Below are 23,133 nucleotides of genomic sequence, written 5' to 3' on the forward strand. Positions count from 1 at the left end.
CATCTACTGTCCGACTGTTCCGCGTCTGTGACGCGGAACGTCACGATTGGTGTTTAACTTCCAGAGCGAAGTCGGCAAAAAACACCAAGGTGAAACGTTTCATCGGCGATGAAAACCTTCGCGCAAACGCTTGCGTAAACAATTTTATCTGATTACATTTTACTTCAATCAAGTCGGCCCAGGCATTTTCCCGGCATGGCTCAGGGATAAAAATAAAAAACCGGGTGTAAACATGGATTTCTTACTGGGTCAGGTCCTCCGCCTTTTTTGCTGTCCCGCTCGGCCGATGGCGCTGGCCGCAGTCGCGAGAGCCTGTTCATGACTCCCGCATCAGCCTCTGCTCCTCTTCTCGAAATGCACGGTATCTCCAAGACCTTCAATGGCCTGCGCGTATTGAAAAGCGTCGACCTCAAGGTCTATGCCGGGGAAGTCCATGCGCTGATGGGGGAGAACGGTGCCGGCAAATCGACGCTGATGAAGATCCTCTCCGGTGCTTATCAGGCCGATGCCGGCGGTGAAATCCGCGTGGGTGGCCAAACCATTGCCAGCTTCGATCCGCGTACAGCCAAGGCCCATGGCATCGCCGTGATCTACCAGGAATTGAGCCTGTGCCCGAACCTGAGCGTGGCCGAGAATATCTATCTCGGACGCGAGCTGCGTCGTGGTTGGACCGCCGATCGCAAGTCGATGCAAGCCGGTTGCCACCCGGTGCTGGCGCGCCTGGGCGCCGAGTTCAAGGCCGCTACCCTGGTCAGCACCTTGTCCATCGCCGAACGCCAGTTGGTGGAAATCGCCCGGGCGCTGCATGCCGACGCCAGGATTCTGGTGATGGATGAGCCGACCACGCCGTTGTCGTCCCGCGAGACCGACCGCCTGTTCGCGCTGATCAAGCAACTACGCGAACAGGGTCTGGCGATCATCTATATCAGCCATCGCATGGCCGAAATCTACGAACTGTCTGACCGGGTCTCGGTGCTCCGTGACGGCGAGTACGTGGGTATGCTGGAACGCGACGGACTGTCGGCGCAAAGCCTGTTGAAGATGATGGTCGGCCGTGATCTGTCCGGTTTCTACAAAAAGGAGCAGGCGGCTTACTCCCCTGGAGAGGTGGTCATGCGGGTGCGCGACATGGCGGACGGCAAGCGCGTGCAGCCGTGCAGCTTTGACCTGCATGCCGGCGAAGTGCTGGGTATTGCCGGACTGGTCGGCGCCGGTCGCACTGAGCTGGCCCGGCTGATTTTTGCTGCCGATCCGCGCCTTTGCGGCAGCCTGGAAGTCGCCGGGCGGGCGGTCGTGCCGTTGCGTCACCCGACGGATGCGATCCGTGCGGGGCTGATTTACCTCACCGAGGACCGCAAGGCCCAAGGCCTGTTCCTCGATATGAGTGTGAGCGACAACATCAATGTCTGCGCCTGTGTCGGCGATGCCCATGTCGGTGGCGTGCTCGACCGTCCCCGTGCGGCACGGCGCGCGCTTGCCGCGATCAAATCGCTGTCGATCCGGGTCGCCTCGGGCAAGGTCAGTGTCGGTGCCTTGTCCGGCGGCAACCAACAGAAGGTGCTGCTGGCGCGTCTGCTTGAGGTCAAGCCCCATGTGCTGATCCTCGACGAGCCCACCCGTGGCGTGGATATCGGGGCAAAATCGGAGATCTACCGGATCATTAACCAATTGGCCAAGTCCGGCGTGGGCATTGTGTTGATCTCCAGCGAACTACCGGAAATTATCGGCACCTGCGACCGCGTGATGATCATGCGTGAAGGCCGACTGGTAGCTGAACTGGGCGGCATGTCCGGACGGGAAATATCCCAGGAGGTCATTATCGAACTCGCCACCGGTGGCGAGCAGGTGACTGCCCATGGCTGACGCCAAGCGTCCACAACGGCCAACCCTTCAACCGCAACCCATGGAGACGAACACTATGGCGCTGACCCTAGGCAATCCGGCGTCGGCGATCGGCAAACGCCAACGCCTGCGTGAGCTGATGCGCACGGTGGGCATGTTACCGATACTGATCCTGCTGTTGGTGGGCTTCGCTTCGGTCAGCGAAAACTTCATGACGGTGCAGAACCTGTCGATCATCACCCAACAGGCCTCGGTCAATGTGGTACTGGCTGCTGGCATGACCTTCGTCATCCTTACCGCCGGCATCGATCTGTCGGTGGGTTCGATTCTCGCCGCTTCGGCAGTGGTGGCGTTGCTGACCTCGTTGTTGCCGCAGTTTGGCATGTTCGGCATCCTGGCCGGGGTCGGCTGCGGCCTGTTGCTGGGCCTGGTCAACGGCGGGTTGATCGCCTTCATGCGCATGCCGCCGTTTATTGTCACCCTCGGTGCCTTGACCGCCATCCGTGGCTTGGCCCGGTTGTTGGCCGACGACAAAACCGTGTTCAACCCCGACTTACCGTTTGCCTTTATCGGCAACGATGCAATCCTCGGCGTACCCTGGCTGGTGGTGATTGCGGTGTGTGTGGTTGGGTTGTCCTGGTTCATCCTGCGCCGGACCGTGATCGGCGTGCAGATCTATGCCGTGGGCGGTAACCCTGAAGCGGCGCGGCTGTCCGGGATCAAGGTGTGGAAGGTGCTGCTGTTCGTCTATGCGCTCTCCGGCGCCCTGGCGGGACTGGGCGCGGTGATGAGCGCCTCGCGGCTGTTCGCTGCCAACGGCCTGCAACTCGGGCAGTCCTACGAACTCGATGCGATTGCCGCGGTGATCCTCGGCGGCACCAGCTTTACCGGTGGCGTTGGCAGCATCGGCGGCACGCTGATCGGCGCGCTGATCATCGCAGTACTGACCAACGGCCTGGTGCTGCTGGGGGTGTCCGATATCTGGCAATACATCATCAAGGGCATCGTCATCATCGGCGCGGTAGCGCTGGACCGTTACCGCCAGTCCGGAGCCCGTACCTGATCGCCGCGCCGCGACCCACGACAACAGCCGAATGCCGATGTACAGACGCTTCAACAATAATCACAAGAGCGCAATCATGAACTGCAAACACCTGTTTCCCGCTGTCCTGTCCTTGAGCCTGGCCGTGTTGCTATCTCAGGCTGTCGAGGCCCGTGAGCTGAAATCTATGGGCATCAGCCTCGGCTCGCTCGGCAACCCGTATTTCGTCACCCTGGCCGACGGTGCCAAGGCCCGGGCGCAGGAATTAAACCCGAATGCCAAGGTCACCTCAATGTCCGCCGACTATGACCTGAGCAAGCAATTCACCCAGATCGACAACTTCATCTCCGCCGGCGTCGATCTGATCTTGTTGAACGCGGTCGATCCAGCGGCCATCGAGTCGGCCATCAAGAAAGCCCGCAAGGCAGGGATCGTCGTGGTGGCCGTGGACGTCAGCGCCAAAGGTGCGAATGCCACTGTGCAGACCGACAACGTCGAAGCCGGCAAGCTGGCTTGTCAGTTCATCGTCGACAAGCTGGCCGGCCAGGGCAATGTGATCATCCAGAACGGTCCGCAAGTGACGGCGGTCACCGACCGGGTCAGTGGTTGCAAATCCGCGCTGGAGGCCGCGCCGGGGATCAAGCTGCTGTCCGCTGACCAGGATGGCAAGGGCTCCCGCGAAGGCGGCCTGAACGCTATGCAGGGTTACCTGACGCGCTTCCCGAAAATCGACGGCCTGTTCGCCATCAACGATCCGCAGGCCATTGGCAGCGATCTGGCCGCCAGGCAGTTGAAGCGTGGCGGCATCGTCATTACCTCGGTGGACGGCGCGCCGGATATCGAGAACGCGCTGAAAACCGAAACCTCGATCCAAGCCTCGGCTAGCCAGGATCCCTGGTCCATGGCGCGCACCGCGGTGAATATCGGCAATGACCTGCTCAACGATAAGCCACCGGTTGAGGAAGTGACTCAACTGACGCCGAAGCTGATCACCCGGGACAATGTCGGTGCCTATACCGGCTGGTCGAGCGGGCATTGAATCGCTCGAAGCGCACAGACAGCGCATACAGCCGGCTCCGACGTTGCGGATTGGCAACTTATGTGGCTGTCCATGAGCAGCCTGCCGGATGGAAGTGCCTGTAGATGAACAATCCCGTTTCCCTGGGCATCGACCTTGGCACCTCTGAGCTCAAGGCCATCCTGCTGGATGAAGAGGGCGCCGTGCTGGGCCATGCCGCTGCGCACCTGACGGTGTCGCGCCGCCAGGGCGGCTGGTCCGAGCAGGACCCGCAAGACTGGTGGCAGGCCTGTTTGGCGGCCCTGGCGCAGCTACGCCAGGTGCAACCCGACGCTTACGGACGAGTCCGCTGTATCGGCCTGACAGGGCAGATGCATGGCGCGGTGCTGCTGGGCGACGACAACCGCGTGCTATACCCGGCGATCCTCTGGGACGACTCGCGGGCGATGGCCCAGGCCGAACGTCTGGGCCAAGACCATGGGGATTTTGCCGAAGTCACCGGTAGCCTGCCGATGGCCGGGCTGACGGCACCGAAACTGCTCTGGCTGCAACAGCATGAGCCACAGGTGTTCCGGGCGATTGATTGTGTGCTGTCGCCCAAGGACTACCTGCGCCTGTGTCTGAGTGGCGAACGTATTAGCGATGTCTCGGATGCCGCCGGCACCTTATGGCTGGAGGTGGCTCGACGCGACTGGTACGAACCGATGGTCCGCGCCACCGGACTTGAACCACGGCAGATGCCGCGACTGGTGGAGGGACCGGCGGCCTGCGCACAATTGAGTCCGTCAGCGGCGCGGCAGATTGGCCTGGCCGCCGGGCTGGTGATCGCTGGAGGGGGCGGGGACAACCCGGTGTCGGCGGTCGGCATTGGTGCGGTCGAGGCGGGCGACGCCTTCGTCACCCTCGGCACCAGCGCTGCTATTGTCGCGATCACCGACCATGCGGCGGGTAATCCAACCTGCGCGGTTCACAGTTTTTGCCATGCGTTGCCGCAGCGCTGGTACACCATGGGCGCAATGCTGGCCGGAGCCAGTTGCCTGCGCTGGGTGACACGTCTGCTGGGTTTTGCCGATGAGGCGACGCTGTTGCGGCAGATCCAGCTGACGTTGCCGGTCAGTCAGGCGGTGGGGCTTTCCACCCCCTTGTTCCTGCCGTACCTGGCCGGCGAGCGCACGCCGCATAACGACCCGTTGTTGCGTGGCGGCTTCATGGGCCTGGGGCACGACAGCGGGCCGGCGATGCTCGGCTACGCGGTACTGGAAGGTGTTGGCTTTGGCCTGCTGGATGCAATGAATGCTGTATGCTCGGCCGGTGCGACTGTGCAACGTTGCGCGCTGGTGGGAGGTGGGGCTCGCAGCGAGTACTGGGCGCAACTGCTGGCCAATATCCTCGAACGGGAAATAGTCACCCTGCAGGGCAGCGAACTGAGCGCCGGCATCGGTGCCGCCAAGCTAGGCTTCCTGGCCATGGGGCAGGGCACCGATCTGTTGCAGGCCGGCATGCCGGTCAAGGCACGCTACCTTCCGGACCCTGGGCTTCGAACCGCGCTCCAGGAGCGTTACGGGAAATTTCAAGGATTGCTGTCAGCGGCGAAAACCTTGCACGGATGAATATCCGTAGGTTGCAAGCCAGCCATTGGCAATCCTTGAAAACATGCCTGCTCCTGAACAGGATGACCCTCAGTGCGGTGCGCGAGCGATGGTCTTGAGCAAATCGGCCGGACTGATATGACCGACCACCGCGCTGCCTGGCTGCGGCAGGTCGAGGATATGACCCTTGATCTTACCGATCACGTGCATTTCGCAAGGCTTGCAGTCGAACTTCAGCGTCAGCACTTCGTCGCCGTGGATCAACTGCATCGGTGCCACCTTGGTGCGCACACCGGTGACACCCTTGGCCTGCTTGGGACACAAGTTGAAGGAGAAACGCAGGCAGTGCTTGGTGATCATCACTGGCACTTCGCCGGTTTCCTCATGGGCTTCGAAGGCCGCATCGATCAGCTTGACCCCGTGACGGTGATAAAAGTCGCGAGCCTTCTGGTTATAGACGTTGGCCAGGAATGACAGGTGCGACTCCGGGTACACCGGTGGCGGGTTGGTCTCGGCCTTGCGCCCACCACGTGGGTGAGCGGCGATACGGGCGCTGGTCAGCGCTTCGATCACTTCGCGGCGCAAGGTCTTGAGCTGCGAATTAGGGATGAAGAACGCCTGCGGCGCATCCAGTTCCACGGCGCTGGCGTGGTATTGGGTAGTGCCCAGTTGGCCGAGCAGATCGCGCAGCTGTTCCAGAGCCTGCTCCGGTTTGTTGGCGACACCGAACGGGCCGTTAAGGGCAACGCTGGCGCTGATACCTTCCTCGCTGATGGCTGTCAGTTCCAGACGTTCCTCGCGCAAACGGGCAACCCAGGCAACACCGACCCGGCGTTCGGCGGAAGTCTTGAGCAAAGCCTGCTGCCAGTTGTGGTCGAGGTTACGGCTCAACGGGTGGTTCGGCCGCAGGCGATGCAGGCCCTCCGGCATTTCATTGGGCTCGACGCGGTAGCGATAGCGTTTCTCGCCGTCTTCCTCGAATTCGCACCTGAGTTCGGCGATGTTGGCGCGAAAACCCACGACTTCGCGCTTGATCAGCACGTTGAGACCGTCGCCGTTAGACAGCGGGTCGAAGGTCACCACCTGCAAGTCGCGCTTGCCGGCTTTCTCCACCACGCCGACCGGCAGGCCGGTAAAGGTCGGCGTATCGAAGGCGCCGATATCGATCTTACGGTCGCTGACGAAGTAGTCGGTGCTGCCGCGATGAAAAGTCTTTTCCGGATCCGGCAGGAAGAAGTGCGCGGTACGCCCGCTGGAAGCGCGGGCCAGGTCCGAGCGGTCTTCGAGGATCTCATCGAGGCGTTGGCGGTAGTAGGCGGTGATGTTCTTCACATAACCCATATCCTTGTAGCGCCCCTCGATCTTGAATGAGCGCACGCCGGCATCGACCAGGGCGCGCAGGTTGGCGCTCTGGTTGTTGTCCTTCATCGACAGCAGGTGTTTTTCAAAGGCCACCACGCGCCCCTGGTCGTCTTTCAGGGTATAGGGCAGGCGACAGGCCTGGGAGCAGTCGCCACGGTTGGCGCTGCGACCGTTCTGCGCATGAGAGATATTGCACTGGCCGGAAAACGCCACGCACAACGCGCCATGAATGAAGAACTCAATGGCCGCGTCGGTCTCGCTGGCAATCGCGCGAATTTCCTGCAGGTTCAGCTCGCGGGCCAATACCAGTTGGGAAAAACCGGCCTGGTCAAGGAACTTGGCCCGAGCCAGGGTGCGGATATCGGTCTGGGTACTGGCATGCAGCTCGATCGGCGGAATATCCAGCTCCATCACCCCCAGGTCCTGGACGATCAGCGCATCGACGCCGGCATCGTGAAGCTGATGGATCAGCTTGCGGGCCGGCTCCAGCTCGTTGTCGTGCAGGATGGTGTTGATAGTGGTGAATACCCGTGCGTGATAACGCCGGGCGAACTCCACCAACTGAGCGATATCGCTCACTTCATTGCAGGCATTATGGCGGGCGCCGAAGCTCGGGCCACCGATATATACCGCATCGGCGCCATGCAGGATGGCCTCGCGGGCAATGGCAACATCGCGGGCCGGGCTGAGCAATTCCAGGTGATGCTTGGGTAGGGACATGTTTTTTAATCAGGCTTCACGGTCAAGGCGTGCAGTGTAGCGGCGAAACGCCTGGTCGGCATCCGTTGCTTGGTGATGGCGGACACGCCGCCGGATGCCGGTGACTTCGACGGTCGTGAGGGGGCACCACATTGCGTTCGCGAGTTCACCGATCATCCCGAGTTTGCTATGAACACCTCCAGTCGCGCGAGGCATTTCAATTATCAGTTCATGTTAATACTATGTGCATAGATTAACAAAACCAGCACACGGACCCACTAGACATGATTGCGATAGGTGAAGCATGGAAGGCGGGGTTGTTGAAGCGGGAACACTGGCTTCGCAATATCGTGTCTGGCGTGATCGTCGGGGTCGTGGCACTCCCCCTGGCAATGGCTTTTGCCATCGCGTCCGGTGTCAAGCCTGAGCAAGGCCTCTACACCGCGATCATCGGCGGACTGCTGGTTTCGCTCTTTGGCGGAAGTCGCCTGCAGATTGCCGGGCCGACAGGTGCATTTATCGTGATCCTGGCTGGAGTCACTGCTAAACATGGTGTTGACGGTTTGCAACTCGCCACGCTGATGGCGGGAATCATCTTGTTATTGCTGGGGATGAGCCGGCTCGGCGCCATTATCAAGTTTATCCCCGACCCGGTGATTGTCGGATTCACCGCAGGCATCGGTGTGATTATCTGGGTCGGACAATGGAAAGACTTTTTCGGTTTACCAAAAATCAGTGGAGAGCATTTCCATGAAAGGCTTTGGCATCTGCTACAGGCGCTGCCAAGTCTTCATTTAGCCACCACTGTGCTGGCTGTGCTTAGTCTTTTCCTGATCATCAGCGCGCCCAGGATTCCCGGACTCAAACGGATACCGGGCCCGCTAATCGCCATGACGGTCGCCACAGCCATACAGTCATTCTTTGGCTTTGAGGGCGTCGCCACAATTGGTAGTGCATTTGGTGGCATCCCTCAAGGTCTTCCCGCGTTGAGCCTGCCTGAAATTACCCTGTCTCGTATTATCGATTTGATGGGTCCGGCGTTCACTATCGCGATGCTTGGAGCAATCGAATCGCTATTGTCGGCGATGGTGGCTGATGGCATGGCGGGCACCCGGCATGATTCCAATCAGGAGTTGATCGGTCAGGGAGTGGCTAACCTGGTCACCCCGTTGTTTGGCGGCTTCGCGGCAACCGGAGCCATTGCCCGCACCGCAACCAATATCCGTAACGGCGGCACGAGCCCCCTGGCCGGCATTACGCATGCGATCACCTTGGTATTAATTATTCTGTTTCTGGCGCCTCTAGCCTCAAACATCCCATTGTGTGCACTGGCCGCCATACTTTTCGTGGTCGCTTACAACATGAGCGAGCTCAAGCACTTCAAGCGCATGGTCCAGCGAGCCCCACGCGCCGATGTGTCCATCCTGCTCATCACTTTCAGCCTCACCGTGTTCAGTGACTTGGTGATCGCCGTGAATATCGGCGTCATTCTGGCGATGCTGCACTTTATGCGGCGTATGGCTTCATCCGTGGAAGTGCAACAGGTGGTCGAGCAGGACCTTGAGGAACAACTGAGGGCCAATGGCCAGGCTCATTTGCCGCCCGGAATATTGATTTATACGATTGAAGGACCATTGTTCTTTGCCGCGGCTGAGACCTTCGAGCGTGTCTTGGCCCAAACCCATACCGACCCACGCCTGCTGATTATCCGTCTCGGACGTGTGCCGTTTATGGACATCACTGGCTTGCAGGCGCTGGAGGAGGTCATTCAACAGCTACACAAGCGACATATCGTGGTGAAACTCTGCGAGGCGAATACGAAGGTGCTCAACAAGCTCGATAGGGTAGGTGTATTGGGTGAAATCGGCCCGGAGCACTACCACGCCGACTTCAACACCGCACTGGCCAACGCTGTCGGCCTGGTAGAGGGAGAGCCATCCCTATAGGTAAGCGGACTGGCTCAAGTTCGGCTGTCACAAAGCCGTGCTCAAAGAGCTATGACGAGGCACAGCAACGCGGGTCAGAGGCTGGTGGCGTCAGCACTCGCGATACGGACCACTAGGGGCGCTTGGTGCTGACAGCATGCTTGCTCTTGGTCGAATAGCTGGCGCCGTGGCTAGCCACATAGTCACGAATCAATTGGCGAACCACCTGTGAAGGCGTCAGATCTTGTGCGGCACAGAGTTTCCCGAAAGTCTGTTTCTTGACGGGATCAATGAGCACAGTGAGGCGCGCAGTCTTGCTTTCCATGGAGTATTCAATCGCTCGAGTCGCTAGATGTTAATCAAAATGGTCTTGTCCGGTGCTGTCACAGTTGCGGCCTGTGGGCCTGGCGGTAACCGAACGTCCGGCGACGGAAGAGGATTTAAAAGGCCCGGCCAAGAGAGGACGTCAATGTTCCACCGGGCGAAAAGACAGGCAAGTAGTGATTTTAAAAGGAGCGACGAGGGCCTGTTTGAGACGCCCGCCGCTGCCGGTCACGCCCTGCGGGTAGAGGACTTCAAGGCGAACGGGCCATCACCCAGCAATGCGACAACCAACGCACTGACACACAGGTAGATGGGATATTCCCAACCGCCGTTGGCATTGGTGAAGCTCCAGCCATTGCCGAAGTGAACGGTGGATGCGACGAACAGTTGGACCACGGCCACAGCGGCAATCCAGCGGGAGTACACCCCCAGAACGAGCAGCAGACCACCGATGACTTCGAATGCCATGACCGGGTAGGCGAGGAAGCCCGGAAAGCCTATGGACTCGAAGAACCCCGCAGTGCCGGCAGGCGTGAAAACAAATACCTTGGTCAGGCCGTGGGCAAGGAACATGATGCCCAAGGCCAAGCGCATTACGAGCGCTGCATATGGAGCAGTGCGAGAATCGATCATGATGGAGACTCCTGATATTCAGTTGGACAAAGAAAGGGTTTTTGTTAGCCACGCCGAGAAATCAGCCAACTCCTCGGCAATGATCTCGTGTCCCATAGCGTAGTAGTGCGTCTGATGGGCAACACCTATGCGCTCAAGCCAAGCATCTGCTTCATTGGCCCAGGAAACCGGTAGCACCGTATCGGAATGACCATGCGCGATGAATGCCGATACAGCTTTAAGTTTTTCCGGCTCCGCGATGAGAGGGCCGATTTCCCTCAACATCCGGCCACTGAGCAACGCAAAGCCTTTCACTAGCTCAGGCTCTGTCAAGCCCAGGCTCGAACTCATGATTGCACCTTGGCTGAAACCGGCGATGACCGTAGGCAGCTGGGGTTGTCCCTTGATAAAGCGCGCCAACAACTGGCGGCTCGCCTCAGCCTGTTCCTGATTGAACGAAGGGCCATCGTTGGTGAAGATACCAGGCAAAGCCCTGTGGGCCGAGCTGCAGAGGTCCGCGAAGGAGTAACACCTCCAGATCGTCCGGCAGCGCAGCAGCCAGTGGTGCCAGATTAGCCTCGTTCGATCCAACCCCATGGAGCAACAACAGCCGCGCCTTAGGGGTAGAGCTAGAGCGTGCCTTCCTGAAGATAATGCCCGATTCAGGCTCGCGCTCCGGATCGGAAAAGAGGTACTGATTCACCATGCTATTCATTACCTGTGATCATTGGAGCGGGCTCCAAAACGTTTTTTCCAGGCGAGGTAAAAAGGTAGCTGTCCATCGACAGCACCCCATAGGTAATGCCCCCTTCGAGTACCTGGGTATCGTACTGTTCGCCTGCTGCCCCTAGAGCAATGAATAACGGCAAGAAGTGCTCGTCCGTCGGGTGCGCCCGCTCGGCGGAGGGGGCGTACTGCCGGTAGTCCAACAACTGGTCGGTGTTGCCGCTCTTCAGGGCTCGCGCAGTCCAATCGGCGAAACGCTTCACATAGTCAGCTCCATGCGTGGAATTGCCGCGAAACTCATAGAGGTTGTGAGTGAGGCTGCCTGAAGCCACGATGAACACATTCATCTCTCGCAAGGGCTTTAGGGCTTGACCGAGTTTCCAAGCATTCCGGGTGTCCAAGGTTGCAGGCATTGACACTTGAACTACCGGAATGTCTGCGTTGGGAGCCAGGTACAGAAGCGGCACCCAGGCGCCATGATCCAGCCCTCTGACAGGATCGAGCTGGGACTTCCAGCCGGCTCCCTGCAGCAAGTTGACAATGTGCTCAGCCAGCTCTGGGGCACCGGGCGCAGGGTATTGCAACTCGTACAATGCGTCGGGAAACCCTCCAAAGTCATGGATGGTTTTCGGGGCGGTGCTTGCGGTCACGCTGACTTCATCACGCGTCATCCAGTGTGGAGACAGAACCACGATGGCGTCGGGCTTCGGCAGTTCGCGGCTGAGTTCGGTCAGCCGCTTACCGGCGAGACCAGGCTCGATTGCGAACATCGGAGCACCGTGAGACACAAACAGCGGCGGGTAGAGTGTGCTCATGGAATGATCTCCAAAATGAGTGACTTGCTCAGCCAAGCGGGAGCAGGGGGGGCAGGATCCGCACTGAGATATTCAGGCTCAAGATAACGGCTGTTAATCAGGCCACCGATATCATAACCAGCTCAATCGCTTAGGTTGCTTGGCGCTTCAATAGGTTCATTTTGATAGGTTGATCAGGTGGGATAAATAAGCTCAAATGGGATGAATTGTTCCACCAGGAGAGACAGTTTGGACAGAGCTTTGGAGATGCAAGTTTTCTGCACTGTTGTCGAGAAGGGCAGCTTCATTGGTGCCGCAGAGCCGCTTGGGATGTCCAAGGCCGCCATTTCTCGGTATGTGAGCGGCCTGGAGGAGCGCCTTGGGGCACGGCTGCTTCACCGCACAACGCGGCGTTTATCCATGACAGAGGAGGGGCGGCAGTTTTTCCAGCGCGCCAAGGAAGTCTTGGTCATGATGGATGCCGCTGAGGAGGCGGTTTCCTCAGCAAGCCCCGAGCCCAGCGGTGTGCTAAGAATCAATGCGCCGCAGAGCTTTGGCGTGCTGCATCTCTCCTCTTTATGGGCCGACTTCATGAAGGCTCACCCCAAGGTCGAACTCGACATCAGCCTGAATGATCGTATCGTTGATCTCGTGGAAGAAGGATTCGACCTGGCTATCCGAATCGCTCGACTGGAAAATTCCTCGCTGGTGGGGCGACAGCTTGCCAGCACACGAATGTGCCTATGCGCTGCCCCCAGCTACTTGGCGACGCACCCTGCAATCAAAACGATTGCAGATATTTCCGAACACGGCGTGATCGCATACACGAACTTTTCCAGTGGCAACGAATGGTTCTTCGATGGGGTAGGAGGGCGTGAAAGCGTGCGCACCCGATCAATCGTTCGCTGCAACAACGGCGATACGTGTCGCAGCATCACGCTGGCAGGCGAGGGCATTTCGTTGCAGCCAAGCTTCATGGTGGCGCAAGACATACGTAAAGGGGATCTCGTAGAAATTTTGCCCGAATACCAATCCGTGCAACTTGGGATCTATGCCGTCTACCCCACTCGCAAACACTTGCTGCCTAAGGTGAGGGCGCTGGTTAATTTCCTCGCTGAGCGATTCTTCACGCCGCCCTGGGAAAACGCTGCTTCACCATCGTAGAGCGCCAGAGCGTCCGCACACACGAATGGCTGACGAGTCACCGAATTATCAAAAAAACTGATTGATCTACAGCAAAATTTACGCTTTTAGTTTTGTTTTTTTGAAAGGATGATAGCTAAAGGCTTCTGGGCAACCTGGAGAACCGACATGATCGAGCTACGTTGCTCCTGCATCTGCGTCGACACCAGGTAACAAATTTCGTTTAACGACAGAGGTTCCAGCATGGGTTGGCTCAGCGATTTACTAGCCAAGGTTGTTGGCAGTGACAATCAAACTCCACACAAAGAGGAAGTAAAGATGGCAAAGTTATTGGTACTTTATCATTCCATGTACGGTCATATTGAGACCATGGCTCATCAGGTCGCCGAGGGAGCCCGCAAGGTGCCGGGTGTAGAGGTCACCGTCAAGCGTGTACCGGAAACCATGGATGCCGAAGCATTCAAAGCTGCCCACGGCAAAGCCGACCAGCAGGCAGCAATTGCCAGCCCGGACGAGCTGGGTAACTACGATGCAATTATCTTCGGTACCCCAACACGCTTCGGAAATATGTCGGGCCAGATGCGCAACTTCCTGGATCAGACCGGCGGACTGTGGGCAAAAGGCGCATTGGTTGGCAAGGTTGCCAGTGTGTTCACCTCGACCGGTACCGGTGGCGGCGAAGAAATGACCATCGCCTCGACTTGGACCACCTTGGCTCACCACGGCATGATCATCGTTCCTCTGGGCTACAGCACACCTGCATTGTTCGATATTTCACAGGTTGGCGGCGGCACCCCATATGGTGCTTCGACCATCGCTGGTGGTGACGGCTCGCGTCAACCGGATGCTCGTGAACTGGACATTGCTCGTCACCAGGGCGAGTACGTTGCCAAATTCGCTGCCAAACTGGCAAACGCGTAATTCCGAGGCGGCATCGGATCGTGTTCGATTAAGGTGACGCCTTCGAACTTCTGGCTGCACACTAACGCTACCGCCTTTATTGGGTAGCGGGTTAGTCGTTGCACTCGTTAATCCCGCTAATTCGACCCATTCAAGCAGGCAAGGGCGACACTCCCACAGGAATGCTTTCTGTCGGAGTGATTGGACGAGCTCCCTGAAAGTGAGCAGCAGGCAGTTACCCTCGTAGCACTTAATTTAACATAATATACATTATGCGTACTTAAATGCACGGATCTGAGGGCAGCCCTAACTGTCGAGACTTTTTAAATATGCGAATAAATAGCTAAATATGAAACGGCCGAAAAATCAGCCCCTTAGTGACATCCGCTCACTGCATCGTCCAGAAAGTATTATTTAAATATGCGCATCAGCTTTCGTACCGGATCGGAAATCCTTAAAACGTCAGCGTGGTGAATCGAGCCTGGTGTCCTTCGTTGCCGGAGTGGTTGCAGATCGCCTGCCCAGTAGTCGTTTGACTTCTCAAAGGTCTAGCGCCGATCTTGCCGCATCCGTCGCACCTGATCGGTCTGCATTAACAACGCTTCCAAGAATGTCAGCAATCATGACGCTGTGTGAAATCTGAGGCTTTCGGCATGGTGTCAGTGCGCGGATTTCAAGGACAGCCATACCGGTATTGGCCAATGCCTGGTGACGCCGTCGATAATTACGCTCCTCGCGAGCCATGCACCAAGCATTGTTCTGAAACACCATTTAAGTATGAGTCAGGTGGCAAATGTAGGCGCCTTTTCCGGCTAGCGGCGCGGCTTCATCTGACGGCTTGAGCATTCCTGGATCGGGAAGTCGCCGGGAAGCACTTCAAGCGGTTTTCGGTGCATTCTTGACACAGTAAACAGAATGCCTGGAGCTCATGCTGTACGCTCGAAATGCGGGCCAACATGTATGTGATAAACACGATGAAGTACGGTTTTGCCATTGTGAAAACATACAACTATTTAAGCGGTCTAAACGTGTTTGGAAATGTCGACTAGATTAGCGAACGCCCGTTTCAAAGGCGTCGCAGCGTATCCCGAGCTGGCAATAACGCAATTGGGGATTGCCGACTTCACCCGTTCCGATTATTCACGGCTGCTTTTCATTAGCGGACTGTTTGACTACTGTTTTCTCGTAGTACATTCGTTTTGGAGGTGTAACGTTCTTGGTCTGAGTGCAATTCAACTAAATAGTCATTTAGTTGAGCTAAAATTAGATATTCGGATTTTTACGGCGAAATTCGATTGGGCGCCGGAGACTGATCTGAAATTTAGCTGCTAAATCGACAACGTGTTGAGCCAAAACTACGGCGAATCGAGCCATGTTAGTATCCAATGATGTGCAACTGGAGGAAACTTTCTGCCAACACCCCCTCCTCCCCTTACTCCTATCAGTGTATCAATAGGAGTAGCCACGTCCTCGTGCTGACGTGCCGCAAGCGCCACCTCAACTCATTACATTAAGCCAGTTTCAAAATAAGCGGCATCCAGAAAATACGTCTTGCCCAACAGCTTACCTCCCCCATACCAAGAGGTACGATTGAAGCTCAGGTTTAGCCCGTCGTACCCATACTCAAAAAGATAGCCGTTGTTACTGCGGAACTTGAAGTTGCTATCGGAGTATTCAAGCAAAATAAATTCGATACCCTGACCGCTGCCGTAGAGTTCCTTAACGCGCCTCAAGTAATCCGGGGCGATTGCAGTAAATAGTTTCTTTACGTGCAGGTTGTATTGATCAAGTGTAAGTCCCGGAGTCTTTTCCAGCTCACTGGCAATGAGTGCGAATAGGTCTGTGTCAGCTCTGGCGACAGCAAGTTGTACACTGAGAAAAAGATTGAGTTTCTTTGGGTCAACAACCAGTGTTTTGGGTTTGGTAATCCCGGCAGCTTCGGGTTTCGCTTCGACCATGAATTCGCTGGTTTTCGGCAAGGTCATGGCTGATGTGGCTATATAGGCGGCACAAGCGGTCATTCTCGAAGGTAGGTCCGGATTCACCAGCAATGAAAGCGGGTGGCCTTGTGCTGGGATGTTGTTGAGCTCGATACCTTGTTGATGCAGTGTCTGGTTAACCTGTTCCTGCGAGCTTTCTCCACGGGCCAGTGCACAGACTTGGCGCATCACCAGGTCATTGCGCTGGCCTGCGACGGTCGGTACCAGGGCCATTACTGCGCCCTGAATGATAGGCAGTGCTGGCAACGCCACATTGTGTGAGGCGGTTTTTTCAGCCCGATGGAGGGACGAATCATCGCAACCAACCAGAAAGATCAGCGGCAAAACCCAGCCGGGCATCTTCAGTAATGACATGACACGGGTCTCGTGTGGGAACGTATAAAACCAGGCTGGCACGGGGCAGCCTGGCCGTCAGCTTTAAACAATGTTTGCAATGATGCGAACGCTCCGGCTACCTACCACTGGTAGCCCACGCCGATACCAACCCCTGCATCCCTCCGCGTGTTGGTCGTGGCCTGCAGTTTGGAGACCCAACGGCCATTGTCGGAGATTCTCGAAACGCCAAACGACAGCGCCGATTGCCCGCGATAGCTGGCCCCAGCGATTGATGTCATGCTGGCACCGGGCGAGTAAGGCTGGGGCAAGCTCGCCATGGCCATCGCACCGGCAATACCCGCACTCAAGATGTCGTCTTGTTTTTTCAGATCGCGCTTGAGCTCGAAGTAACGCTGGTCGGTATAAGCATTGGTGTTGTTGGTGATGTTGGACACGCTCTTGTTGAGCTGGTCTAAGTTCACCGCATCGGTCCCTTGGGTTGCAGCCGCCACGTTGGTGATCTGCCGCTCATTACCAGTAGCGCCTACTGAGACACTGTTGTCACGATCGGCCACCGAGTTGGCTCCCAGCGCAGTACTGTTTTTCCCACTGGCAGTAGCGCCGTTACCCAAGGCAACCGAGTTTTCACCGGTTGCCTTGGCATTGGTGCCCACTGCCGCGCTGTTGTTGCCGGATGCCACCGAGCCGGCACCGCCCGCTACCGCATTGACGCCGGTTGCGGACGGCTTGGCGGCAGCGGAGGTATTGTTCACTTGGAACATGCCATCGGTACCGTTCTGGACCTTGGATATATTGTCCTCTACCTGGGTGACCCTGTTGTCCACATTGGTGATGGCACTGCCGATGTTGCTGATGGAGTTGTTCACATTGCGCAGTGAGTCATCCGTGTACTGCTTGGACTGCGCCACTGCCCCATCGAGTTGCCTCACGTTGACTGCATCGGTGGGCTCCTGACCATCGGCGACGTTACTGATCGTGCGGGTTTCACCAGTGGCGGCATTGCCCACCGAAACAGTACCCACAACGTTGTTGTTGCTGGCATTAGAGTATTTACCGGTATAGGGCGCCTGTGCACCGCGTCCGTTGTCGCTGGCATTCTGGCCAAGTGCCACGCTACCATCCGCGCTGGCAATGGCGCCGCTACCCATCGCCACTGAACCTGTACCCGAAGCTACGGAAGCGTTGCCTGAGGCCACCGAAGAGGCGCCTGATGATTGGGCATTAGGCCCAATGGCTATCGAATCGGCACCGCTGGCCACCGAATCGGCCTGGGTGGAGTTGGCGTGGAAGTATTTCACGCCGCCGCCATTGGTGATGTTATTGATGTTGCCTTCAATGGTGGTGACGCGTCCGCCAAGGTTGGTGATGTTGGTGGTGTTCTGTGCCACCTGGTCACCGACTTCCGTCAATTGCGCGACGTTGACCGCATCGTTGGCGGCAGAGCCCGCTGCTACGCCGGTAACTTTGCGATTGCCGAGGGCGGTACCGACCCCCAGTTCTCCGACCGAGGTCTGTGGAGCCGTGAGGCCATAGGCGGCGTAGGCGTCCTGGGCGCCTACGGTGGTGATCGAGCTGGAACCCAGCGCAATGCTCATGGCGTGGCTGGCCATCGCCCCCGCGCCGAGGGCCAGGGACTGTTCACCCTGAGCCTGGGCTTCGGAACCAATGGCGATGCCGGAGGCCAACTGCACCTGCGTGTTTCGACCGATGGCAATGCCGCCAGGGGCGGCTTGAGCGACGGTGGCCTGGTTGCCGATACCAATGCCGTTGTCGCCATTGACCACAGTCGCCGGTCCTACGGCTATAGCTTCCTGGCCTACTGCCAGCGAATCTTGCGGATTGGCTGAGTTGGTGTGAAAGTACCGGGTACCCGTAGCACTAAGGGACCCAATAGCACCGCTCAGTTGGCGCAAGGTCACGGCATCATGAGCGTCCGTTGCGTCTGCTACGTTGGTGATTTGCCGGTATTCACCGCTTTTACCGACGGACACGGCACCCAAAAGCGTTGCGTCGGAGGTGTCATAGCGAATGATGCCGTTACCCACCGGAATCTGGCCAGTGCCAGGGGCGATGGCCCGATCCGACACCGAATCTTGGCCCAGTGCCACACCGCCCACCACTTGCACGCTGCTCCGGTTACCCAGTGCCACGCTGCCATCGGTTGTTGCTGCCGCACCAGCTCCAGCCGCCAGGGATTGGGCGCCGCCCGCTAACGATTGCGGACCTACCGCGACGCTGTCAAGGCCGCTGGCGGCGCTGTCTGCCAGGCTCGAATTGGCGTGAAAATACTTAATACCCGCGCCGTTGTTGACGATGTTGTTGAGCGTGGTGCCGACAGCCTCTACCGCGATGTTGGTGGCAAACAACTGGCTGCCATTGACCGCATCGGTGCTGGTACCTGTGACTTGGCCAGCCGCGACGTTGCTGATCTGTCGTTCGTTGCCCGAGCTGCCAACACTCAGAACGCCGCCTGCCACAGGAGCGCCGCCTGCAAAGGTGTAGGTGGTGCCGTTGATAGTCGCATCGGGCGTTGCTTTAGCAGCTGCAACGGTTGAGTTATTGCCCAACACAACAGCACCGTCCAGACCTGCCGCAACATTGATGTTGTTGCCTAGCGCAAATGCATTGTTGGCACTGATGATGTTGTTGTTACCCAGCGAGTATGAGCCTGCACCCGTGATCGTCGTCGGGTCGCCAATGGCTCCTGAGTTTGCCCCGCTGACGTTATTCCCGCTACCGATGCTGATGGCGTTGGCAGCAGAAGCCGTTGAACCATTGCCTATTGCGATGGTGCCCAGTTGGCTCGCGGACGCTCCATTGCCTATGGCTGTGCTACTGGCGCCCGACGCCGAAGTATGACTACCTATTGCGACAGCATTACTCTGTGCGGCATTAGCCAGCACACCTAACGCTGTCGCAGAAGCGGCGCCGGCGCCGCTCTGAGCGCCGATCGCTATGGCGTCGGTACCCGTTGCCTGGGCTCCCTTTATATTATTGCTGCCGATTGCAATAGAGCCTGTACCTGAAGCTGTTGTGGAGTTCGCGACAGATAGGGCTGTTGTGCCATTACCGCCTGCTCCGCCAATCGCAACAGAGTTCAGCGCTGTCGCGTTACTACCAAAGCCCAAGGCAGTAGAGCCAATACCCGTTGCAACGGTCTCAAGGCCGAAGGCGCTACCCCATTTCGCCACACTGCTATTGAAGCCAAAAGCCGAGCCGCCATCACCGCTTACCGTGGCAAATGAACCGTATGCAGAGGCGGCGCTAAGCGCATTACCGTTAGCGTTGCATCCTGCCACTGTCGAATAGGTTCCACTGCCATCGGTAGGCCCGGCCGTATTTACGCCAGTAGTAAGTCGACCCACCGTCACGGCAGGTGCTACTGCTCCGACACAGCTTCCGTTTGGAGTAATGGTGTTAGCCCAAACAGGCTGGACACTGCTCAACGCCATAGTAGTGCTCGTTGCAACCCAGAGCCCCACCTTTTTAATATTGCATGACTGTCCAGCAGAAGATGCTAATTCCGAGGCTACCATCTTCCAGCCATGACGGCTAATACACCAGACAACACGATAAAATCTATCCATTTCTCGCTTCCTTACCTAAGTCGGACACATTTCAACCGGCATAAATCCCATTACCCGTCCGCTTTCAGAGATATCTAAATCCCCTTGAACCGCCCATACAGATCCGGGTGAGTCTGAACCTTCTGTTCGTACTCACGAACCACCGCAAGTTTTCCGGCCAACTGATTGCTGCTCATCCTGTCAAAGGATTCTGGATGTTGGTGACCGTCGGTGTATTTCATGCTCGGGTCGGCAGATAGTGTGCGCACATCGTAAAAAAACTGGCCTTCCTCCTTAAGACACTCAGCCAACTCCTGGACCAACGCAGGACCGATTGCCGGAAACCCCTGGGCCTGCATGCGTTGATTGACCTCCACGCTCGACATCGGCCGTATGCCACTGAGCACAGCCTGCGCATCGGGATTACCCGAGCGGCTATTAAACTGCTTCTTCACGACCAGATCGTTGGGATTGATAAGTGAATTGCTTAGCGTCGTCGCGACGGGGATACTCGGCCATGCGTCGACCAATGCCACGTTTTCACTGCTTTCGCGCGGATCGCCGAGCATCACCAGGATGTGGTCGTTCCTGTACGAAACATGGAACACTGGCGTATTGGCGCCGCGCGCGGCAAGCAGTGTATAAGCGATGTCAGCAAACTCCTGGCAGTTACCGCCTTGCAGGGTTGCTGCTGCTCTTGCGCTGTTGTAAGTCCTGTCTATCTGGGGATTTTGTTTACGAAACTCTGGCTTAAGTTCACGAGTCAGGTGCCCACGGGAATAACTTTCACCTTGAGAGCTAAGCACCGACAGCCACTGGTTGCCGGCGCCGTGGGGCAATAGGCGTTGTGTGTGTCTCTGCACCTTATCTGCCAGATGCAAGTTCTCTAAAGTTCTCGGTTTCACTACAACCACTGCATGACTGTACCGGCCCTGCATCCGCAAGGTCGTTTCGGGCATGGCGGCATGTACCGTGGAGGGCTGCGCAGGCGCCACCGGCGCTGGACTGTTGTATTGATTGTGATGAGCGTAGCCGCCGCTGTGAGACGGAATACCATTGTTGTTCATGATAATGAATACCTAGGATATTGGATGAGCAGGTTTTTACGCAGACACAGCCAGCCGCTTGTTCACGGTTTCGGTGTAGTGAGCAAAACGTTCATAAAGGCTGATCAGTTGATCGGGCGTCAATCCTTCCCACGCTACACGAGCCCACAGCACAATCTGATCACCTACGCTATTGGCAGCAATCACAACGGGTGGAGACAGCGGGTTCATGACATTGGCCTGGAGTAATTCCAGCAGTACTTTCCCCGCATCTTTTGGCGCGACTTCAAACGGCAGACTGCTGCTTAGCGTCAGCGTGCCGAGTGGGTAATTGTGCAATTCAATCGAACGCTGGGAGCGCAGCATCAGCTCAAAAGCCTCTTCATGCCCGCTCACCGAAGGCGCCATTCCCAGGTATTTGAACAGCGGCTTCAACACATCAGTAAAGGTCGGTTGCATCACTCGTTTCTCTTTGGCAAAGCGCTTGTAGCGGCTTAAAACGAGTGAGTGGCAATGGGCTTCAAGAGGTTCCATCGATTAGCTGCATAGGCGAATCAGCAGGTGCCCGCCTCCCTTTTTGCATGAGTAAACCCATATAGCATGAATATAAAACATGACTAAATGTAACAATTATTTAGTTGAGTTATGTCCTGGCGGGCCGGGGCGATTAGTTCGTTAGCCCAAGTTCGAGCACGAAAGCTGGGGCTGGAAAATAGCTATGGGACTGAACAAACAATGAGATGGCGCGATAGATGGGTATCGGCGTATGGGCGGCGCAGGCCATCCGTCCGAGCACTCGACGCAAATTCAACCTCGATAAGCCTTCGGCCTTGGCTCATCAAATGTGTCATCGATTATGGAGCCGGCGCCCCACGACCTCGCCGCTGCTGTTACAGGCAGTCCTGCGCGGCGCGTTTGAACTTCGAGGGCTCGAAGGTAGACGCCAGCAGCTGGCGCTCGTAGACGAACACTTTCCCTCCGCTCGGAGCCTTATAGGCCTCAAGCACATTGTCTGCCGCGAATTTGCTGGCGACGACGATCTTGTAGTGTCGCTGAGTCTGCGACACCATCGGGTTGAGGGCGTTTTTCTGCAACTTCGGTACAACGCATTCCTTATACTGCTCCGGTGTCTTGCTGGTCTGTAAGGTCAGGGTCGGATCGTTGGGTGCCGAGGCACACGCAGAAAGCAGCAACGAGGCCAGGGCCAGAACAGGGAGAAGTAGAAAGCGCATGGGCGGTTCCTGAAAAAAGACAGTGGGTCATTTCGATGACGGCGATTGTCCGGGTTTTCCAGGAAAACAGAATTTGCAATGTTTAATGGTCACTATCATCAGAACCGATACAAGCCCCTGTAACATCAGCGCATCGAAACCAGCAAAGAAACAGGCGGACCCGGCTTAATCGCTGGCAATGTGCCTCGCTTGTTTGCCAAAGCGCAGTCGAAAGTCTTGTCAGGGTTTCAACGAGGTACTGATCCAGTTTGCCAGGTCTGTGACTTCGGGACCGTTGATGGTATGCCCGACACCGGGATAGGAATGGAACCGTGGCTCGATGGACAGGCTCTTGAGGAACGCCTGGGCATCGCTTGCCCCTGTGTAGGGAACCTGCGGATCGGCGGTGCCATGAGCGATAAACACACTCAGGGACTGGTAGCTCGACGGTGTCTTGACCTGTGTCCTGACCACCGGTAGCAGCCGCCCGCTCAACGCCGCCATACCGCGCAGCACTTCTGGGTGTCGCAACGCGACCTCGTAGGTCATCATCGCCCCCTGACTGAAACCGACGAGGAACACCTTATCCGGCTGGGTATGGTACTTCTCGGTGACCCGCTGGATAAAATCGGTCAGCGCCTGGGCACTGAGCTTAAGGTCATCGCTGTTGCCGTCGTACTGAGCTATACCGGTACGCTTGTGAAACCACTGGTAACTGCCCGAGTCCAGCTCCAGGCGACCGCGTACCGATAGAACGGTGTAGTTGGCCGGCAGGTTGTCCTTGATGCCGAACAGGTCCCGTTCGTTGCTGCCATAGCCATGAAGGAAAATCACCAGCGGCTGGTCTTGGGTCTCGAGGCTGGTCTGCTCGAGGTAATTCAGCGGCATATCCGCGAGCAACTTGGATTGCGCCTGTGCCAGGGAGCAAGTCAGCAGCAAGGCAAGGACAAGGGGTCTGAACATCTTCGCTCCTTTTTGGAGTGGTCAGTCTGTGGGGT

At 57.3% G+C, this 23,133-nt stretch carries 18 protein-coding genes and 2 pseudogenes; 8 read left to right on the forward strand and 12 right to left on the reverse strand.

What is annotated here, in order from left to right; genetic code table 11:
* The first annotated feature begins 318 nt into the window (after nucleotides 1–318).
* The 4 genes from BMX68_RS06690 to xylB all read left to right on the forward strand — a co-directional run bounded on the left by BMX68_RS06690 (nucleotide 319) and on the right by xylB (nucleotide 5,512).
* The gene (locus tag BMX68_RS06690) at nucleotides 319–1,863 is read left to right on the forward strand and encodes a sugar ABC transporter ATP-binding protein (protein ID WP_039792885.1); all 1,545 of its coding nucleotides are present in this window, start codon (nucleotides 319–321) and stop codon (nucleotides 1,861–1,863) included.
* Between the two features lie 55 nt (nucleotides 1,864–1,918).
* Nucleotides 1,919–2,905: an ABC transporter permease subunit gene (locus BMX68_RS06695; protein WP_017133818.1), complete on the forward strand. Its 987-nt coding sequence runs from the start codon at nucleotides 1,919–1,921 to the stop codon at nucleotides 2,903–2,905.
* Nucleotides 2,906–2,981: 76 nt separating this feature from the next.
* The gene (locus BMX68_RS06700) at nucleotides 2,982–3,923 is read left to right on the forward strand and encodes an ABC transporter substrate-binding protein (RefSeq protein WP_017133819.1); all 942 of its coding nucleotides are present in this window, start codon (nucleotides 2,982–2,984) and stop codon (nucleotides 3,921–3,923) included.
* A 104-nt stretch (nucleotides 3,924–4,027) separates the two neighbouring features.
* Nucleotides 4,028–5,512, forward strand: coding sequence for a xylulokinase (xylB, locus tag BMX68_RS06705; RefSeq protein WP_017133820.1), 1,485 nt, complete (start codon nucleotides 4,028–4,030; stop codon nucleotides 5,510–5,512).
* Between the two features lie 69 nt (nucleotides 5,513–5,581).
* Here the strand turns inward: xylB and BMX68_RS06710 are convergent, their stop codons facing one another.
* Nucleotides 5,582–7,573 carry a peptidase U32 family protein gene (locus BMX68_RS06710; RefSeq protein ID WP_017133821.1) on the reverse strand — a complete coding sequence of 664 codons (1,992 nt, stop codon included), beginning with the start codon at nucleotides 7,571–7,573 and terminating at the stop codon, nucleotides 5,582–5,584.
* Between the two features lie 263 nt (nucleotides 7,574–7,836).
* Between BMX68_RS06710 and BMX68_RS06715 the strand changes: the two genes are divergently transcribed.
* Nucleotides 7,837–9,498, forward strand: a complete 1,662-nt coding sequence (locus BMX68_RS06715; RefSeq protein WP_017133822.1) for a SulP family inorganic anion transporter — start codon at nucleotides 7,837–7,839, stop codon at nucleotides 9,496–9,498.
* A gap of 112 nt (nucleotides 9,499–9,610) precedes the next feature.
* Here the strand turns inward: BMX68_RS06715 and BMX68_RS06720 are convergent, their stop codons facing one another.
* The 4 genes and pseudogenes from BMX68_RS06720 to BMX68_RS06735 all read right to left on the reverse strand — a co-directional run bounded on the left by BMX68_RS06720 (nucleotide 9,611) and on the right by BMX68_RS06735 (nucleotide 11,954).
* Nucleotides 9,611–9,802, reverse strand: coding sequence for a ribbon-helix-helix protein (locus BMX68_RS06720; protein WP_017133823.1), 192 nt, complete (start codon nucleotides 9,800–9,802; stop codon nucleotides 9,611–9,613).
* Nucleotides 9,803–10,029: 227 nt separating this feature from the next.
* Nucleotides 10,030–10,434 carry a DoxX family protein gene (locus tag BMX68_RS06725; RefSeq protein ID WP_017133824.1) on the reverse strand — a complete coding sequence of 135 codons (405 nt, stop codon included), beginning with the start codon at nucleotides 10,432–10,434 and terminating at the stop codon, nucleotides 10,030–10,032.
* 18 nt (nucleotides 10,435–10,452) lie between these two features.
* Nucleotides 10,453–11,119, reverse strand: a pseudogene (locus BMX68_RS06730) (alpha/beta hydrolase).
* A gap of 1 nt (nucleotide 11,120) precedes the next feature.
* Nucleotides 11,121–11,954 (reverse strand): DODA-type extradiol aromatic ring-opening family dioxygenase, encoded by an 834-nt coding sequence (locus BMX68_RS06735; RefSeq protein ID WP_017133825.1) that lies wholly within the window; start codon nucleotides 11,952–11,954, stop codon nucleotides 11,121–11,123.
* 228 nt (nucleotides 11,955–12,182) lie between these two features.
* On the opposite strand from BMX68_RS06735, the gene BMX68_RS06740 reads away from it, so the two are divergent.
* Nucleotides 12,183–13,097, forward strand: a complete 915-nt coding sequence (locus BMX68_RS06740; protein ID WP_017133826.1) for a LysR family transcriptional regulator — start codon at nucleotides 12,183–12,185, stop codon at nucleotides 13,095–13,097.
* A gap of 297 nt (nucleotides 13,098–13,394) precedes the next feature.
* Entirely contained in the window at nucleotides 13,395–13,997 is a 603-nt protein-coding gene (gene wrbA, locus BMX68_RS06745) for an NAD(P)H:quinone oxidoreductase (protein WP_026013388.1), read from the forward strand.
* Nucleotides 13,998–15,481: 1,484 nt separating this feature from the next.
* On the opposite strand, the gene BMX68_RS06750 is transcribed toward wrbA, so the two are convergent.
* The gene (locus tag BMX68_RS06750; RefSeq protein ID WP_017133830.1) at nucleotides 15,482–16,330 is read right to left on the reverse strand and encodes a hypothetical protein; all 849 of its coding nucleotides are present in this window, start codon (nucleotides 16,328–16,330) and stop codon (nucleotides 15,482–15,484) included.
* Between the two features lie 101 nt (nucleotides 16,331–16,431).
* Nucleotides 16,432–18,789 (reverse strand): YadA family autotransporter adhesin, encoded by a 2,358-nt coding sequence (locus tag BMX68_RS06755; protein ID WP_017133831.1) that lies wholly within the window; start codon nucleotides 18,787–18,789, stop codon nucleotides 16,432–16,434.
* A 28-nt stretch (nucleotides 18,790–18,817) separates the two neighbouring features.
* Between BMX68_RS06755 and BMX68_RS26280 the strand changes: the two genes are divergently transcribed.
* Nucleotides 18,818–19,171 carry a hypothetical protein gene (locus tag BMX68_RS26280; protein WP_244159621.1) on the forward strand — a complete coding sequence of 118 codons (354 nt, stop codon included), beginning with the start codon at nucleotides 18,818–18,820 and terminating at the stop codon, nucleotides 19,169–19,171.
* Here BMX68_RS26280 and BMX68_RS26630 read toward each other — a convergent pair.
* The 5 genes and pseudogenes from BMX68_RS26630 to BMX68_RS06780 form a co-directional block, all read right to left on the reverse strand.
* Nucleotides 19,117–19,899: pseudogene (locus BMX68_RS26630) on the reverse strand (hypothetical protein); the annotation flags it as partial. The gene BMX68_RS26280 and the pseudogene BMX68_RS26630 sit on opposite strands and share 55 nt — an antisense overlap.
* A gap of 74 nt (nucleotides 19,900–19,973) precedes the next feature.
* Nucleotides 19,974–20,945 (reverse strand): hypothetical protein, encoded by a 972-nt coding sequence (locus BMX68_RS06765; RefSeq protein WP_143063247.1) that lies wholly within the window; start codon nucleotides 20,943–20,945, stop codon nucleotides 19,974–19,976.
* A gap of 36 nt (nucleotides 20,946–20,981) precedes the next feature.
* Nucleotides 20,982–21,458 carry a CesT family type III secretion system chaperone gene (locus BMX68_RS06770; RefSeq protein ID WP_143063248.1) on the reverse strand — a complete coding sequence of 159 codons (477 nt, stop codon included), beginning with the start codon at nucleotides 21,456–21,458 and terminating at the stop codon, nucleotides 20,982–20,984.
* A gap of 356 nt (nucleotides 21,459–21,814) precedes the next feature.
* Complete coding sequence (locus BMX68_RS06775; RefSeq protein ID WP_017133835.1) at nucleotides 21,815–22,156, reverse strand: hypothetical protein; 342 nt, start codon at nucleotides 22,154–22,156, stop codon at nucleotides 21,815–21,817.
* A gap of 219 nt (nucleotides 22,157–22,375) precedes the next feature.
* On the reverse strand, nucleotides 22,376–23,098 hold the full coding sequence (locus BMX68_RS06780; RefSeq protein ID WP_017133836.1) for an alpha/beta hydrolase: 723 nt from the start codon (nucleotides 23,096–23,098) through the stop codon (nucleotides 22,376–22,378).
* Nucleotides 23,099–23,133: the final 35 nt, after the last annotated feature.

This window comes from Pseudomonas agarici (genome assembly GCF_900109755.1).
GTDB lineage: Bacteria > Pseudomonadota > Gammaproteobacteria > Pseudomonadales > Pseudomonadaceae > Aquipseudomonas > Aquipseudomonas agarici.

Coding starts and splice junctions, on each gene's coding strand:
- BMX68_RS06690 (WP_039792885.1), top strand. CDS start 319: ATGACTCCCGCATCAGCCTCTGCTCCTCTTCTCGAAATGCACGGTATC.
- BMX68_RS06695 (WP_017133818.1), top strand. CDS start 1,919: ATGGCGCTGACCCTAGGCAATCCGGCGTCGGCGATCGGCAAACGCCAA.
- BMX68_RS06700 (WP_017133819.1), top strand. CDS start 2,982: ATGAACTGCAAACACCTGTTTCCCGCTGTCCTGTCCTTGAGCCTGGCC.
- xylB (WP_017133820.1), top strand. CDS start 4,028: ATGAACAATCCCGTTTCCCTGGGCATCGACCTTGGCACCTCTGAGCTC.
- BMX68_RS06710 (WP_017133821.1), bottom strand. CDS start 7,573: ATGTCCCTACCCAAGCATCACCTGGAATTGCTCAGCCCGGCCCGCGAT.
- BMX68_RS06715 (WP_017133822.1), top strand. CDS start 7,837: ATGATTGCGATAGGTGAAGCATGGAAGGCGGGGTTGTTGAAGCGGGAA.
- BMX68_RS06720 (WP_017133823.1), bottom strand. CDS start 9,802: ATGGAAAGCAAGACTGCGCGCCTCACTGTGCTCATTGATCCCGTCAAG.
- BMX68_RS06725 (WP_017133824.1), bottom strand. CDS start 10,434: ATGATCGATTCTCGCACTGCTCCATATGCAGCGCTCGTAATGCGCTTG.
- BMX68_RS06735 (WP_017133825.1), bottom strand. CDS start 11,954: ATGAGCACACTCTACCCGCCGCTGTTTGTGTCTCACGGTGCTCCGATG.
- wrbA (WP_026013388.1), top strand. CDS start 13,395: ATGGCAAAGTTATTGGTACTTTATCATTCCATGTACGGTCATATTGAG.
- BMX68_RS06750 (WP_017133830.1), bottom strand. CDS start 16,330: ATGTCATTACTGAAGATGCCCGGCTGGGTTTTGCCGCTGATCTTTCTG.
- BMX68_RS06765 (WP_143063247.1), bottom strand. CDS start 20,945: ATGAACAACAATGGTATTCCGTCTCACAGCGGCGGCTACGCTCATCAC.
- BMX68_RS06770 (WP_143063248.1), bottom strand. CDS start 21,458: ATGGAACCTCTTGAAGCCCATTGCCACTCACTCGTTTTAAGCCGCTAC.
- BMX68_RS06775 (WP_017133835.1), bottom strand. CDS start 22,156: ATGCGCTTTCTACTTCTCCCTGTTCTGGCCCTGGCCTCGTTGCTGCTT.
- BMX68_RS06780 (WP_017133836.1), bottom strand. CDS start 23,098: ATGTTCAGACCCCTTGTCCTTGCCTTGCTGCTGACTTGCTCCCTGGCA.